At 36.1% G+C, this 14,773-nt stretch carries 10 protein-coding genes and 1 pseudogene; 8 read left to right on the top strand and 3 right to left on the bottom strand.

What is annotated here, in order from left to right:
* Positions 1-8 precede the first annotated feature (8 nt).
* The 3 genes from K8P02_RS19400 to K8P02_RS19410 are packed head-to-tail and all read left to right on the top strand — an operon-like array spanning position 9 to position 2,299.
* Positions 9-992: a glycosyltransferase family 2 protein gene (locus K8P02_RS19400; RefSeq protein WP_025866585.1), complete on the top strand. Its 984-nt coding sequence runs from the start codon at positions 9-11 to the stop codon at positions 990-992.
* Between the two features lie 13 nt (positions 993-1,005).
* A complete protein-coding gene (locus tag K8P02_RS19405; protein WP_044157850.1) occupies positions 1,006-1,389 on the top strand; it encodes a GtrA family protein in 384 nt (127 codons plus the stop codon).
* 4 nt (positions 1,390-1,393) lie between these two features.
* Positions 1,394-2,299, top strand: a complete 906-nt coding sequence (locus tag K8P02_RS19410; protein WP_025866587.1) for a lysophospholipid acyltransferase family protein — start codon at positions 1,394-1,396, stop codon at positions 2,297-2,299.
* 5 nt (positions 2,300-2,304) lie between these two features.
* Here K8P02_RS19410 and K8P02_RS19415 read toward each other — a convergent pair whose 3' ends face one another.
* A complete protein-coding gene (locus K8P02_RS19415; protein WP_025866588.1) occupies positions 2,305-3,432 on the bottom strand; it encodes a glycosyltransferase family 4 protein in 1,128 nt (375 codons plus the stop codon).
* A 115-nt stretch (positions 3,433-3,547) separates the two neighbouring features.
* Here K8P02_RS19415 and K8P02_RS19420 point away from each other — a divergent pair, with 115 nt between their 5' ends.
* From K8P02_RS19420 to K8P02_RS19430, 3 genes and pseudogenes are all read left to right on the top strand, one after another.
* Positions 3,548-5,488, top strand: coding sequence for an LTA synthase family protein (locus K8P02_RS19420; protein ID WP_223381709.1), 1,941 nt, complete (start codon positions 3,548-3,550; stop codon positions 5,486-5,488).
* 351 nt (positions 5,489-5,839) lie between these two features.
* A complete protein-coding gene (locus K8P02_RS19425; RefSeq protein WP_081768095.1) occupies positions 5,840-7,294 on the top strand; it encodes an MAC/perforin domain-containing protein in 1,455 nt (484 codons plus the stop codon).
* Between the two features lie 150 nt (positions 7,295-7,444).
* A pseudogene (locus K8P02_RS19430) lies at positions 7,445-8,899 on the top strand (transposase).
* 273 nt (positions 8,900-9,172) lie between these two features.
* On the opposite strand, the gene K8P02_RS19435 reads toward K8P02_RS19430, so the two are convergent.
* Entirely contained in the window at positions 9,173-10,222 is a 1,050-nt protein-coding gene (locus K8P02_RS19435; RefSeq protein ID WP_223381711.1) for a glycosyltransferase family 4 protein, read from the bottom strand.
* Positions 10,223-10,669: 447 nt separating this feature from the next.
* On the opposite strand from K8P02_RS19435, the gene K8P02_RS19440 reads away from it, so the two are divergent.
* Both K8P02_RS19440 and K8P02_RS19445 read left to right on the top strand, forming a co-directional pair.
* Positions 10,670-12,607, top strand: coding sequence for a glycosyltransferase (locus K8P02_RS19440; protein WP_262903124.1), 1,938 nt, complete (start codon positions 10,670-10,672; stop codon positions 12,605-12,607).
* Between the two features lie 6 nt (positions 12,608-12,613).
* Positions 12,614-13,591 (top strand): glycosyltransferase family 2 protein, encoded by a 978-nt coding sequence (locus K8P02_RS19445; protein WP_155921396.1) that lies wholly within the window; start codon positions 12,614-12,616, stop codon positions 13,589-13,591.
* On the opposite strand, the gene K8P02_RS19450 is transcribed toward K8P02_RS19445, so the two are convergent.
* A complete protein-coding gene (locus K8P02_RS19450; protein ID WP_223381713.1) occupies positions 13,592-14,737 on the bottom strand; it encodes a glycosyltransferase in 1,146 nt (381 codons plus the stop codon).
* Positions 14,738-14,773 lie beyond the last annotated feature (36 nt).

Below are 14,773 nucleotides of genomic sequence, written 5' to 3' on the forward strand. Positions count from 1 at the left end.
AAGAAGAAATGAGACTTGCCATTGTTGTTCCCTGTTATAAAGAAGAAGCGGTATTGGTTGAAACAACTAAACGTTTGACCAAGGTGATGGAGGCGCTCATTAACAGGAAACTGATAACACCCAATAGTTTTATTCTTTACGTAAATGATGGAAGTACAGATGGAACATGGTCTTTGATTTCAACTCTTCATTCAAATAACAAATCTATTTGTGGGGTCAATTTAGCCAGTAATGTAGGACATCAGAATGCATTAATGGCGGGACTTACTGTTGCCGGAAGGTTTTGCGATATAGCCATTTCTATTGATGCCGACTTGCAGGATGATACTGCTGTTATAGAAGAAATGGTCATTAAATATAAAGAAGGATTTGATATCGTTTATGGTGTACGTAAAAGTAGAACTTCTGATACCTTCTTTAAGCGTTTTACGGCTTTGAGTTTTTACAAATTTATGCGTGCTATGGGGATAAAGTCGGTTTATAATCATGCTGACTATCGCCTAATGAGTAAGAGAGCCATTGAGCAGTTGTGTAAGTTTCGTGAAAGAAATCTTTTCCTTAGAGGTATTGTACCACTAATTGGCTATAATACAACCTCCGTATATTATGATAGGGTTGAGCGATTTGCTGGAGAGTCCAAATATCCCTTTAATAAAATGCTGAACTTCGCAATAGACGGTATTACCTCTTTTTCTGTGAAACCGGTGAGGATGATTCTTCTGGTGGGAGTATTGTTTCTATTAATAACTTTAGGTGTATTGGTCTATACCTTACATTCACTCTGGATTGGTCATGTGGTGCCGGGATGGACTTCACTGATGCTTTCTGTCTGGTTTGTGGGAGCTGTCATTTTGATTAGCCTTGGCATTGTGGGCGAATATATCGGGAAAATATATATTGAGGTGAAAGATAGGCCCCGGTATAATATTGAATCTGTTTTATTGAATAATGAAGATACGGAGGAACCGGACACGAAGACTACACACGACTAAGGTAATGGAAGGAATGTTGAAATCAAAAGAAAAGCGATACGAATTTATTCGGTTTTGTGTGGTCGGAGTAGTAGCTTCGGGTTTACATTATGGGGTGTACTATCTGTTGCAAACAAAGATTGATGTAAATGTTGCCTATACAGTGGGATATTTGATTAGCCTGATTTGTAATTTCTTTCTCACTTCGTATCTTACTTTCCATAGTTCACCTTCTATCAGGAAGGCCCTGGGTTTCGGAGGAAGTCATCTGATTAACTATTTGATTCATTTGTCTTTTCTGAACCTCTTTTTGTATTTAGGAATTTCAAAGGTATTGGCTCCTGTTTTAGTTTTGGCTATTGCAGTTCCGATAAATTTTATATTACTTCGTTGGGTTTTTAAGCATAAAAATAAGTAAGTGTATGAAAACTGTTTTGTATTATTTTATTTTTTTCTTTTGGTTTATTGCTTCTTTGTTACCGTTGCGATTTCTCTATATATTCTCTGACTTATTGTATTTTCCACTTTATTATTGTGTTCGTTATCGAAGGAAGATTGTTCGGAAAAATCTGATTGAATCTTTCCCTGAAAAGGAATTGGGAGAGATACAAAGAATAGAGAAAGCATTCTATCATTATTTTTGTGATTATATGGTGGAAACGATTAAGCTGTTTTCTATGAGTGAAGAGCAGATGCGCAGGCGGATGACTTTTGGTGGTGTGGAAAAGATAAATGAAATTATAAAGGATAGAGATTGTGTCGCTTATCTGGGGCACTATTGTAATTGGGAGTGGGTGGCTTCTTTACCTTTACATTTGGATATTGATAAAGACCTTGTGGTAGGACAGATTTATCACCGATTGGAAAGTCCGGCTTTTGATCAGCTATTCCTGCGAATGCGAAGTCGTTTTCGTGCAGTTAATATAGAGATGTTCATGGCTTTACGTCAATTGGTACGTTATAAACAGCAAAAGAAGCGTTTTATCATTGGCTTTATATCCGATCAGTCTCCCAACTGGAATTTTGTGAATATGTGGACTGACTTTCTGAATCATAAGTCCTCATTCTTTGTTGGTGCAGAAGGCATTGCCAAAGCAACCGATGCTGTAGTAGTGTATATAGATGTACAAAGAGTAAGAAGAGGGTATTATCATGCAGAGTTTATCCTGATGACCGATCAACCCAAATCCTTCCCGAATTATGAAATAACGGTTGATTATGCCCGGCGCCTGGAGGCGACTATTCAGCGAGCTCCTCAATATTGGTTGTGGAGTCATAATCGTTGGAAAAGGACCTACGAAGAATATCTGAGAAGAAATCAGAAATAATTATTTTACAGCGAGAGGTAATGTTCCATCATTTGCCGGGTTAATATCTCTTGTCCGAAACGAGCAGCATACTCTGTTCCTTTTTCAACCATTTCCTGTTGTAAGGTGGGATTTGCCATGACTCGATCTATGGCATCGGCAAGTTCCTGTTCGTTTTCGGGATTTATGTAGATGGAATGGTCTCCACCTGCTTCTTCCAGACAAGAACCTGTAGCTCCGATTACAGGAATTTTACTGTTTAATGCTTCCAGAATAGGAATGCCAAATCCCTCAAAAAAACTTGGATAGATAAATAGAGAAGCCATCTGGTAGATAGCAGGGAAATAACGGAATGAAACATTGTGCAACATCAGGAGCCGATTCGACAGTCCGTTCTCCCGGGCATACAGAAGAACGGTATCCGCATAAGGGGTATGTTTTCCTATCGCTACCAAAGGTAAGTCACAAGAGGCTTTTGTAAGGGCCTTAGCTATTAACAACAGATTTTTGCGGCTTTCAATACTTCCCACATATAAAAGATATTTTTCCGGAAGCCCGTACTGTTTGCGTGCTTCTTCTTTCAATCCGGAGTCTGCCGGGTGGAGAAAACTTTCATCACATCCTTGATAAATAACTTTTATTTTTTCTGCCGGAATATCAAAATAGTGTATAATGTCTCTTTTAGTACATTCGCTTACAGCGATAATACTGTTGGCTATCTGGCAGGCCCGGCGAAATTTATAAGTATATATGTTGCGGTCTATATATGAATAAAAGTTAGGATAGCGAAGGAAAATCAAGTCATGAATCGTAACGATACTTTTGATTTCTTTCAACCGTTCGATCCCTAAAGGGAGTTCATTACTAAGCCCGTGGAAAATAGCCGGATGATCGTTTTGCAGCTGTCTTTTGATGCCACTGACACGCCACAATGAAGATAGGCTTTTCCAGATAGCTTTATCGGGATAACAGACAACACAATTCTCTTGCTGTGACAAATTGCCCAATAACTTTGCTTTTCGTTCATTGGGAGTGTATAACAGGTATTTGTTTTCAGGGCAGTAACGGCTTAAACCTTCAATAACAAAGCGGCTGTAATTGCCGAGACCTGTACGGTTTTGTGCTGCTCTTTTGGCATCAAAAGCTATTTTCATTCGTTTTATAATTTCTGGTTTATAGGTTGCAAAGGTAAGTGTTTTTGGGTATTTTAATGGCAGAACCAATTAAATATATTAATTTTGTCGCTGTTATACTTGATATTACACCAATATGAAAAAATCTTTTTCTTTCCTTCCTTATATACGAGTGGTGCTTGCTGCACTGTGTAATCTGGCGCTGTCCTATCTTCTTTTTATGATTTGTCGGTTTGTCTTTTTATGGGTCAATTATTCTTATTATTCAGAACTGACAGGCACCGAATTGATGACTATACTTAAAGGAGGATTGGTTTTTGATACATCTGCTATTGTTTATATCAATGCTTTGTACATCCTTCTGATGTTTTTCCCATTACACTATAAAGAATATAAACGCTATCAGCAAGTGACAAAAGGCGTTTTTGTCTTTACTAATAGTATTGCCTTGATTATGAATCTAATGGATACGGTCTATTTTCAGTTTACCAATCGCCGTACCACTGCTTCCGTTTTCAATGAATTCAGCAATGAGAATAACATAGCGGGTATTATCGGAGTAGAATTGCTGAATCATTGGTATCTGACTTTGCTGGCTGTTGTGTTGATTTATGGCATGTTTAAGCTATACAGAAAGCCTTTTGGAAAATCAGAAAATCTAAATCCGTGGGGGTATTACGGAATACAGTTGGTTTGTCTTGTTGTTGTCATACCTTTTTGCATATTTGGTATGCGTGGCGGTATCGGAGCTGCTGTGCGACCTATTACGGTTAGTAATGCCAACCAATATGTCAATCGTCCCATTGAGACAGGGCTGGTGCTTAATACTCCTTTTGCGATGATACGTACTATTGGTAAAAAGCCGTTTGTAGTACCTGCCTATTATAAAGATGAGGCTGCGATGGAGGCGGTTTATACACCTGTTCATACTCCGGCGGATAGTGTGCAGTTCCGTCCGCTGAATGTGGTGGTATTTATCATGGAGAGTTTCGGAAAGGAATACATTGGTGCTTTAAATAAAGATTTGGATGGGGGAGCTTATAAGGGATATACCCCGTTCCTGGATTCATTGATCTCAGAGAGTCTCACATTTGAATACTCATTTGCCAACGGGCACAAAAGTATTGATGGGATGCCTTCCGTATTGTCCGGTATTCCTATGTTTGTAGAACCTTTTTTCCTGACGCCGGCTTCAATGAATAAAGTATCCGGTATTGGGGGTGAGTTACGTAAAAAGGGATACTATACTGCTTTCTTCCATGGTGCCGAAAATGGTTCAATGGGTTTTGAGGCTTTTTCGCGGGCTACTGGTTTTCAGGATTATTACGGGCGTACAGAATATAATAACGATGACGATTTTGACGGTCGATGGGCTATCTGGGACGAAGAGTTTTTCCAGTTTTTTGCAGATGAACTTTCTTCTTTCCGTCAACCTTTTGCAGCTGCTCTTTTTAGTGCTTCTTCCCATCATCCGTTTGTAATACCCAAACGATATGCGGGTAAGTTTCCCAAAGGGACATTGCCTATTCATCAGTGTATTGGTTATTCGGATTATGCGTTGAAGCGTTTTTTTGAGAAGGCTTCTCATGAACCCTGGTTCAATAATACGTTGTTTGTGATCACGGCCGATCATACGAATCAAACGGAACATCCCGAATATATGACTGAAAGCGGCACATTTGCTGTACCCGTCATTTTCTATCAGCCGGGTAGTACATTGAAAGGGCATATCGATGCTATAGCCCAGCAAATAGATATAATGCCTACTGTATTGGGATATTTGGGATATGACAAGCCTTACATTTCTTTCGGATGTGATTTGCTCGCTACTCCCACCAATCAGACTTCCGCAGTGAATTATATAGGCGGTGTTTATCAATATCATAAAGGTCGTTATTTACTTCAGTTTGATGGTAAAGAGTCCGTTGCACTGTATGACTTTGTTTCAGATCGTTTGCTGGAACATAATTTGTTAGGTACTTTACCCGAAATGCAATCTTCTATGGAATCAGAGTTGAAGGCAATAATTCAGCAATATATGACGAGGATGAATACGGATAAGCTGGTGTGTGAGTAGTGATTATAATTATTGGTAAAACAAGAAGCAATGATGTATAGAATCAATGACTAGTTTGAGAGGAAGTGAAATAGCTTCCTTTTCAGTTCATATGGTCATAGGATTGTAAGATGTCTTTGTTATTGGTTGTTTTGTCAATGATATATTATAATAGGGTGAGATTTAAATTCTTACCATAAAAAAACTTATGTTTTTTAAATTTATCAATCGATATGTATAATTGATTATTTTCTAATTATTACTTGTTGTTTAAAAAATATATATACCTTAGTTCTATTAAAAGAAATGACTTTGATTTGCTTTTTAAATTATAATTTGTGCGTTTTTATAATTTACTTAAAAATACTCATTATGAAAAGAAAATTGTTATTGTTAAGTTGCTTAGTGATCGTATCGTGTACTGAAGAAGTCTCTATAATCAATGATGGTGTAACTGAATTGCCTACTACTACAACTAGGCAAGCTTCAGATGGACTATATGATTTGCTAGGATTTAGCTATGATGTTACAGGAAAATATCTAGATGTAGATGTTGCTAAACGTACTGTGGTAAATATAGAAGGTTTTGTTAATGATTATGCAGATCGATTTTATTATCCAGCAACACATCAAGGTAGTATGTCTGTCTATTCTGGAGCTACTGCGCTTGATTATTTAGAAGAAATAAAGAATAAAAACTCAATATCAAATACTTCTGAAAATGAGATTGAGGGACTTTCTCTCTCTGGTAATATAAAGATTACAAATGAATTGAATTCTAAATATTCATATTCAACAAAATATTCATTTGCTAGAGCTGATGTAGTAAGAAGAGTAAAGCGTCTATATTTGGATGCAACTCCTAGTATGTTACTTCCTTATCTGACATCTTCTTTCAAAGAGAACCTTAAACAGTTATCCCCAGATAAATTTGTAGAAACTTATGGGACACATGTACTTTGCGATATAACGATTGGAGGACGTTTGTCATTTACTTACCGATCAGTGATCAATGCAACGAGTAATACGGCTGAGAAGAAGAGAACTGTTGAAGCAGGTTTGAAATTTAATGTTAGCAAATATGGTGCTGATCTTCAAAGTTCTCATTTATCTGAAGATATACAGACCTGGAATAGTAAAAATTCATCATGGAATTTGTGGATAGAATATGCAGGAGGAACAAATAGTGGGACTGTTATCACTTATACTTCAGAAGACCAGCCTACTCCTACTATTAATATTAGTGCATGGGAGAATTCTGTCACTGTACAGAATGCAGCTTTAGTTGATATTAATTGGGAGAAAGCATATCCAATTTATGAATTTATAACGGATTCATTAAAAAAGAAAGAAATTACAGCAGCAGTGAAGAAATATATTGAAAGTAAAAAAATTGAAGTTGTAGAGTTGGTTCCTATGTATCAATACTTTAATCCCAATACAATTAAATATGCATATTCATTATCACAAAATGATTCATGGTACCCCTTAAATGGTGGTTGGGTGAATCATGGGATTTTATGTTATGTCTCAAAAAAAATGTTGAATGATTTTGTACCCATATATCAATATTTTAATGGCAGAACAGGTATTTACGCATATTCACAAAGTTTAGATGACGGGTGGTATCCAGCGAGCAGTGGTTGGGTAAATCATGGAATACTTTGTTATGCACCTAAATGTGAATTATATGGTACAAAATCATTGTATCAATATTATTTAACGGATATGACATATGCTTATTCTCTTAATCCTAATGATCCTTGGTATATTACTACTAATGGTCGACATTGGATAAACCATGGTGCACTTTGTTGTGTGTTTTGATTTTTTCTGAAATATATTGGTTAAATGATGGGTATATATCTGCATTATACTTAGTTGTTTATGTGGTAATAATGCTGTGAACAGTAGATTTAAATTAGATAATCAGTTTTTTTGTTATAATTAGGGATACTCTTTAAATAAAAAAAAAATATAAGGCAACTAGTTCATAACGAGTTAGTTGCCTTTTTTTGTATCTTTAATCATTCCCCCCCCCAAAAAAAACGGTTTGACGGCCAAAACAGGGGTAAACTAAAATAAAAACACATGGTAAAGATACAAAAATCTCAGAAATCGAACCTCGTTTAGGTTTTACTGAGTTCGATATGCTTAAAAAATATCGTCAAAGTTTTGCAACGAGTGAATTAGGTCGCCTCCATGCTCTGTTCCCATTCTCGGAACTGGCCCAACAAATGCATTTGCATGAATCTTCTCTGGGTCGTAAAAGTTATTTTTCTCCTGAAGGTAAAATAGCCTTGATGGTCCTGAAGTCCTATACTAACTTTTCCGATTCACAGTTGATCGAACATCTGAACGGTAATATTCATTACCAGTTATTTTGTGGTGTTCAGATTGATCCGCTTCATCCTCTGACCAATTCTAAAATCGTCAGCGCCATTCGCCAGGAACTTTCCGAGCATCTCGATATTGATTCTCTCCAGCTGATTCTGGCAGCTCACTGGAAACCTTATCTTGAAAATATTCATGTCTGTATGACCGATGCCACCTGTTATGAAAGCTATCTTCGCTTTCCTACTGATGTTAAACTCTTATGGGAAGTATCGTATGGCTTCACCGTCATCTGTGCAAACATTGCCGGACATTACACATACAACGTCCCCGTAACAAGTATCTTGATGTAAGCCGTGCCTACCTTGCTTATAGTAAACTACGTAAACGCAGGAAATCACAGACCCGTATGATTAAACGCAGACTACTTCAGTTATTGGAAAAGTTACTGGACCAGATGAAGCAGCTTCATTCATCCTACAGGAACAGGCTTACACTATCCTCTGATTACCAAAGATGTTTCTCGGTTATACAGACAGTCCTTGAGCAAGGGAAGAATTTATTTGCAGGCAAAAAAGTGTCCAACCGTATCGTGAGTATCGACCGGCATTACCTTCGGCCTATTGTCCGGGGCAAGGAAACCGAATCCGTTGAATTCGGAGCCAAAGTCAATAATATACAGATAAATGGAATCTCCTTTAAGGCTTTTAACGAAGGAGTACGTTTGAAAGAGACTGTATTCATCTGTAACAACAACTGACCAAGGTTAGGGTTAAGGCGCTTGCAGCGGATTCAATCTATGCTAATAATGTCAACCGGAAATTTTGTACAAAATATCATATAAGTACTTCCTTTAAGTGCAAGGGCAGAGCTGCTAAAGATGAGCCACTTCGGAGGATCTTACGGTCGGAACTCAGCCGTGAAAGAGCTACCCGCCTGGAAGGAAGTTTTGGAACGCAGAAATAACATTACTCACTGGCCAGGATAAAAGCCAGAAACAGAAAAACGGAAATGCTTTGGATTTTCTTCGGAATACATACAGCCAATGCGGTATGTATGATAGAAAAGGTAGAGAAGAAAAAAAGGACGGCAGTATAATCAGACTAAAATAAGAGGAAAAGAGGAGAGGTTTTTAACTTCCCCTAAAAAATACATGTATATAATACATCGTTGCGAGGAAAAAACAAAAATATGTAAATAATATTCCATAAGAGAGAGGACTTGAGACTTTACCGAAAAAATTAAGAGAAAAGCTCACATAAAGTAAAACTTTTCTCTTAATTTATAAGAAAGAGCGACATTTACTGAATATCCCATTTTAGTTGAGAAGTAAATAGATAAATGCCTGTTGCGATGTAAAACAGTTGAAATTTATTCATTTATTAGTTTTTGATAAATTTCCCAATACCTTTTTGCTGCAGTACTCCATGAGAATCTCAAAGCATGTTCTCTCATCTTTTCCTTATTAATTCCACCATTCTCAAAATCTTCCATGCCTTGTTTAAATTCAGCTTGCATCTGTTCTTCGTCAAACTCAGAATTGAAGTAGTAGGCGTACTCACCTCCTATTTCTGGTAGACAGGTATGATCAGATAGGAAAATTGGTTTTTGGTAATACATAGCCTCGATAACTGGCAGGCCAAATCCTTCGGCTATAGAGGGAAATAAAAAAGCTTTGCAATGTAGTAAATACCAATGCTTCTCGTCTTCAGGTATGGTACCTATAATTTTAACTCTGTCTTTGACGCCTAACCGAGTGGCTTCTTGCATAATCCGATCCTCATAGTCAGAACGCACACCTGCGATAATTAGCTCGTAATCATTGCCTTGTAGTAAACATGGAAGTACATGGAAATTTTTCTTAGGAAGTACGGTTCCTACAGTGAAGAGGAATGGACGCTGAGGCACCTCTGCTGGTTGAACATAGTCACCAGTATATATATTACGTCCGTTATATATCACCTCAATAGGCTTTCCCTTTATGTCAATATGCTCTAATAGATCTTTACGGGTTGCTTCGGATATAGTGACTATATAATCAGCCTTGTTCACAATACGTTGCATTTTACGCAGGCATTTTCCTTGTTTACTTTCTTTTTTTTCATAAAGGAAATTTAAATCATGTACGGTTAATATGAGTTTTTTCCCAGTAGGTATGTAAGATGAAAGTTGGAAAGTTGTATGCCATACTTTTATATTCTTAGAGCATGGAATAAATAGCTTATGAAATTTATGAACTACTTTGTATTGGTGTGCTGTTCCCCAATTTCCTTTTAAATTACGGGGTACATAAAAAGCAAGTTTTTCTTTATGAGATTGCGCTTCCTTGGAGAGACTTTCTGCCAACATGTCACAGAAGAAGTATAAACCCGTATTGGGATATTTCATTCTTTCGCAATCAAAGACAATCATGTTGTTCATATGCACATCTGTTTTTGCAAAGTTAAGTATTTTGGTTCATTAAATATGTAAGAGAGGTACTAATTTTATTTGCCACTATGTTTGATTAAAGATTAAAAGAACAATTTAGGCAAAAAAATCAATAATGCTCGACTCCTTTTAACCTTTTTAAAATCGAAGTGTAGTGGCGTATAATTTGTAAGCATAGGTCAATTTTATTATATTCTTTAAGTTTAGTGTAGCAAAAGTATATATTTTTGTAGTATTGGACAAATTAAATGGTGTATTTGTGTAGCTAAAATAATAGAAAAGATGTGATTATCTTGGCTTTTGTTCTTGAGAGTTTTTCATTTTGTTTTAATTGTATATCTTTGCTGGATATTATTATATTCTAAATAAGTGATGGATAATAAGATCTCGATTGTTTTTACTGTAAATGACTCGTTTGCGCAACATTGTTGTACTACAATGGTGTCTGTTCTAGAGAATAATTCTACGTGCAATATTGATTTTTATATATTGACAGATTACTTTTCTGATGAAAATAGAAGAATGTTCTATTCTGTACTTGAGAAATATGGTAGTGGTAACAGTCTTGAGTTTAAATTGGTGGATCATGCTATATTTGAGGGATTTAAACTTAATATAAAATATATCACTTTTCATACATATTATAGATTTTTGATAGCAGATCTATTTCCGGAACTCACTCGTGTTTTGTATTTAGATGCCGATCTGATTGTGGATGGCCCTATCACAGAATTATGGGAAACTCCCTTGGAAGGTTATTTATGTGCGGGTGTTAGTGACCTTTGGGTCGAACGAACAAAATATAAGTATATGATCGGTTTACAGGAATCTGATATATACATAAATGCCGGGGTGATTTTGATGAATGTTGAGGCTATGCGTAAAGAGCATACAACTGCACTATTGATGGATGTGGCAAAAAAGCCTTGCGATGAATTTGAATATCAGGATCAGGATATTATAAATTGGGCTTTAAGAGGAAAGATAAAAGGTGTTTCAAAGATATTTAATTATACGACAGATGATGTTTACTATACTAAGGCACAAAGGCCCGTTATAATTCACTATACAGGCCGGATCAAACCATGGAATATTAATGAAAAGTGTCGTAATCCATTGAGAACTCTGTATTTTAAATATTTGGCGAAAACTCCTTATAAAGGATTTATTGGTATATTTAAAAGAGGGCGGTTCATTCGGACAATTAAAAAAATGTGTGGGATAAATGTTAAACCCAGGAAAATAAAAGTTGCTCTTGTTGTTGACGAGTATTTTGGTGGAATGGGTACTGCTTTTGGAGGATATGGTTTTCTTGCACGTTATTATCTTGCCCGTTATTTGCCAAATGAAGATATATCAGTGGAGGTACTTTTAGCTAAGAATTCCAACAAATGGGCGTATAGGGCTAAGAAAGGGAAAGTAGATGGAATAAAAGTAATAGTTCCTCCAGGTAAAAAGTTTGTTTATAATTGGATGAAAAAGACCGATTATGATATTTACTTTACTGTTGAAGTGACACATGATCTTTTGAAGTACGAACACCGAGGTAAGCCTGTCATACATTGGATACAGGATCCAAGGCCTTGGACTGAATGGAGAGAAATTCAAACAGTCAAATTGTTTCCTGAAGCTTGTTATTGGGATTCGGAATTATATGATATTGTTCACAGGTTTTATACTAATGGGTATCTAAAATTTATATCACAAGGTTATTATTTGAATGAGAAAGCAAAGATGCTGTATCGATTGCCGGAAGATGCGGATATTACTTATTGTCCGAATCCGATAGATATAGATTATACATTTGATTCCGATATTTGTGAGAAAAAGGATCATATAATCTTTGTCGGACGTATTGAATCGGTGAAACGGGGATGGTTGTTCTGTGAAATAGCCAAAAGAATGCCTCAGTATGAGTTTTTCATGTTGGGACAAACTTTTAGAGAAAAAGAAGAGAATGAGACAGTTTTGTCGAGATATAAAACAGGTATACCTAATCTTCATTTTGTTGGGCATGTAGAGGGGGAAGAGAAAAATAAATATATAAGAGAAGCTAAGATATTGGTGAATACTTCTATTCATGAAGGTCTGCCTATTACCTTCCTTGAAGCTTTGGCTTATGGGACACTCCTTGTCAGTTGTAGGAATCCTGATGATTTAACTTCTAAATTTGGAGAGTTTGTGGGTACGATATTAGGGGATGGATTCGATGGAGTGCCCAAATTTGTTTCAGCAATTGAGCATATTATGAAAGATGAAGAGAGGCGTAAGAAATTGTCACGTGAGGCCGTTAGCTATATTCGTGAAGTACACTCTGTACATAAATTTCAGCGTGAAGTGAGACGATTAATAAAAGACTTTGCAACTAAAAAGTAATTGGATATGTTGAACACACCTCTTATCTCTGTTATTATTCCTGTTTATAATTTGGAGAAGGAAATAGCTAAAACACTGGATTCGGTATGTGCCCAGACTTATGATAATCTCCAGATAATCATAGTAAATGACGGAAGTAGAGACGGGAGCTTGAATGTTTGTCGGGAATATGCTCAAAAAGATGAGCGTATTGTTTTGATGGATAAGGCGAATGGTGGTTTGCCTATGGCTCGCCAGTCTGGATTAAGTATTGCAAAAGGAGAATACATACATCACCTTGATGGTGGTGATTATATTGCTTTAGATACTTATCAGACTTTAGTTGATGAACTTAATAGAAATAATTTTCCTGATATTCTCGTGTTTGGTTTCTATTTTGTTAATACGAATAGGCTTGAGAAGTCTCAGGCATACCCCCAATATGTGAATTCTTCTATAGAGTTCCTTAAACATATTTGGACTACTCAGCAATATAATGCAGTATGGCAATATATTCATAAAAAGGAGTTGGCTGATGAAATTATATTTGATAGTAGGTTGAATCTTAGTGAGGATACTTATTATACTTCTCAATTAGTGTATAATGCCGAAAATATTAAAATTTTAGATGTCTATTTGCTGTATTATGTTGTTGAGGGTGAGTCAATGACACGTTCTCCTTACTCGGAGAAAGGAGTAAGGAGTCTTTTTCTGGTTTCTGAACTGATAGATAAGTTCATGAGTGATAAACCTTGTTATCGTGCATTAGAGTTTGAATTGCTGGCTCTTAAACTCCAATCTTATGCTACGATAATATTGGGAGGCGGTTTGGATAAAATGGATGAAATGGTTACAGTGTTTACGGCTGCCTTTAAAAAATATCCGCAACTTAAGAAGACAGGCGTAATAAAAAGAGTAAGCAAAATAGTTATACTTTATAGCAAAAGTCATTTCCTATACCGTATAATGCTGAAGCGTTATCGTAGTAAAGGAAAAATAAGATAGCTATGTTAGAAGGTTGTCCCACTTCTCTCCAATGTTTTCCAGTAAATATTCAGTGCTTTTTTGAAGTGCATTTCTTGACAATGTGTTACGGTATATGTTGTCGTGCATCAATTCTGTTAGTTTTCTTGAGTATGTGTCAAGAGAAAAAGGTTCTATGATGATATCCGGAGATATGGCTTTGAGTAGTTCCCGGTTACCATAACTTACATCAAATGATATGGGTACTGCGCCATATTGTATCCCTTCAATAAAACACAATGAAAGTCCTTCATAAGTTGATGTAAGAACGATGATCGAAGCTTCTTCGTAGAATGGTTGTATGTCGTTTTGCTGTCCTAAAAAAGTTACTTGTTCTATATTATCATTTCTAACCATTCGTTCCAATTCCTCACGATGAGGTCCGTCACCTATAATCTTTAGATTCCAATCATCTTTGTTCTCTATTGATTTCCAGATTGAAAGTAACCTGTCCACACGTTTGGATTCAAGCTCGAGTCGTCCTACAAATAAAACAATTTTTTTCTTTTTGCTTAAGATATTATTGTCATGGCATGTATATTTGGTTGGATTAGGTATAGATATTAATTTGCTACTTTCGTTTAGTTTGTAAATATCCTTAAATGTCTTAATGTAGGCAGGTGATAGAACCACTGTTTTGTTACATATATTGTATAAATCACGATATTTTTTTCTTGTTTTATCAGGGTTATATTGAAGAGTATTTAGCCCTAATTTCGTTTTTATTTGCTTATAAAGCCGTTTGATGCTTTTTTTTTCTGTCATCCAAACATACTTTATACGTTCAAATTCAAAGCCGGGAGCAAAGTGTACAAAAGAAAATATACGTACGTTTTTGTTTCGTTCTGGGTTAGAAATAATATTGTTGAATGGTAAAAAAGGTCCTTGGTTTATTACTATGTCTATTTGTAGCTTACTGATTAGCGTGTTGTAATAATATATAGACTCTTTTTTGCTTTTGGATGGAAAGTAGAAGCAGTTAGTCTGATCCATTACTACTGAATTGTCGGCTATTCGTGCTAAATAATATAAGTTGTGCTTCTTTTTCAGATACTGAGAGATTGTTTGTGTAACCATCTCAATACCACCAATCTTAGGATAACTGTGTAACAAAAATAGTATATTCATTTCTTTTTGTATGAATCGGTTTGTTTATCTATGTAA

The organism is Bacteroides nordii (assembly GCF_019930665.1).
Classification (GTDB): domain Bacteria; phylum Bacteroidota; class Bacteroidia; order Bacteroidales; family Bacteroidaceae; genus Bacteroides; species Bacteroides nordii.

Coding starts and splice junctions, on each gene's coding strand:
- K8P02_RS19400 (WP_025866585.1), top strand. CDS start 9: ATGAGACTTGCCATTGTTGTTCCCTGTTATAAAGAAGAAGCGGTATTG.
- K8P02_RS19405 (WP_044157850.1), top strand. CDS start 1,006: ATGTTGAAATCAAAAGAAAAGCGATACGAATTTATTCGGTTTTGTGTG.
- K8P02_RS19410 (WP_025866587.1), top strand. CDS start 1,394: ATGAAAACTGTTTTGTATTATTTTATTTTTTTCTTTTGGTTTATTGCT.
- K8P02_RS19415 (WP_025866588.1), bottom strand. CDS start 3,432: ATGAAAATAGCTTTTGATGCCAAAAGAGCAGCACAAAACCGTACAGGT.
- K8P02_RS19420 (WP_223381709.1), top strand. CDS start 3,548: ATGAAAAAATCTTTTTCTTTCCTTCCTTATATACGAGTGGTGCTTGCT.
- K8P02_RS19425 (WP_081768095.1), top strand. CDS start 5,840: ATGAAAAGAAAATTGTTATTGTTAAGTTGCTTAGTGATCGTATCGTGT.
- K8P02_RS19435 (WP_223381711.1), bottom strand. CDS start 10,222: ATGAACAACATGATTGTCTTTGATTGCGAAAGAATGAAATATCCCAAT.
- K8P02_RS19440 (WP_262903124.1), top strand. CDS start 10,670: ATGGTGTCTGTTCTAGAGAATAATTCTACGTGCAATATTGATTTTTAT.
- K8P02_RS19445 (WP_155921396.1), top strand. CDS start 12,614: ATGTTGAACACACCTCTTATCTCTGTTATTATTCCTGTTTATAATTTG.
- K8P02_RS19450 (WP_223381713.1), bottom strand. CDS start 14,737: ATGAATATACTATTTTTGTTACACAGTTATCCTAAGATTGGTGGTATT.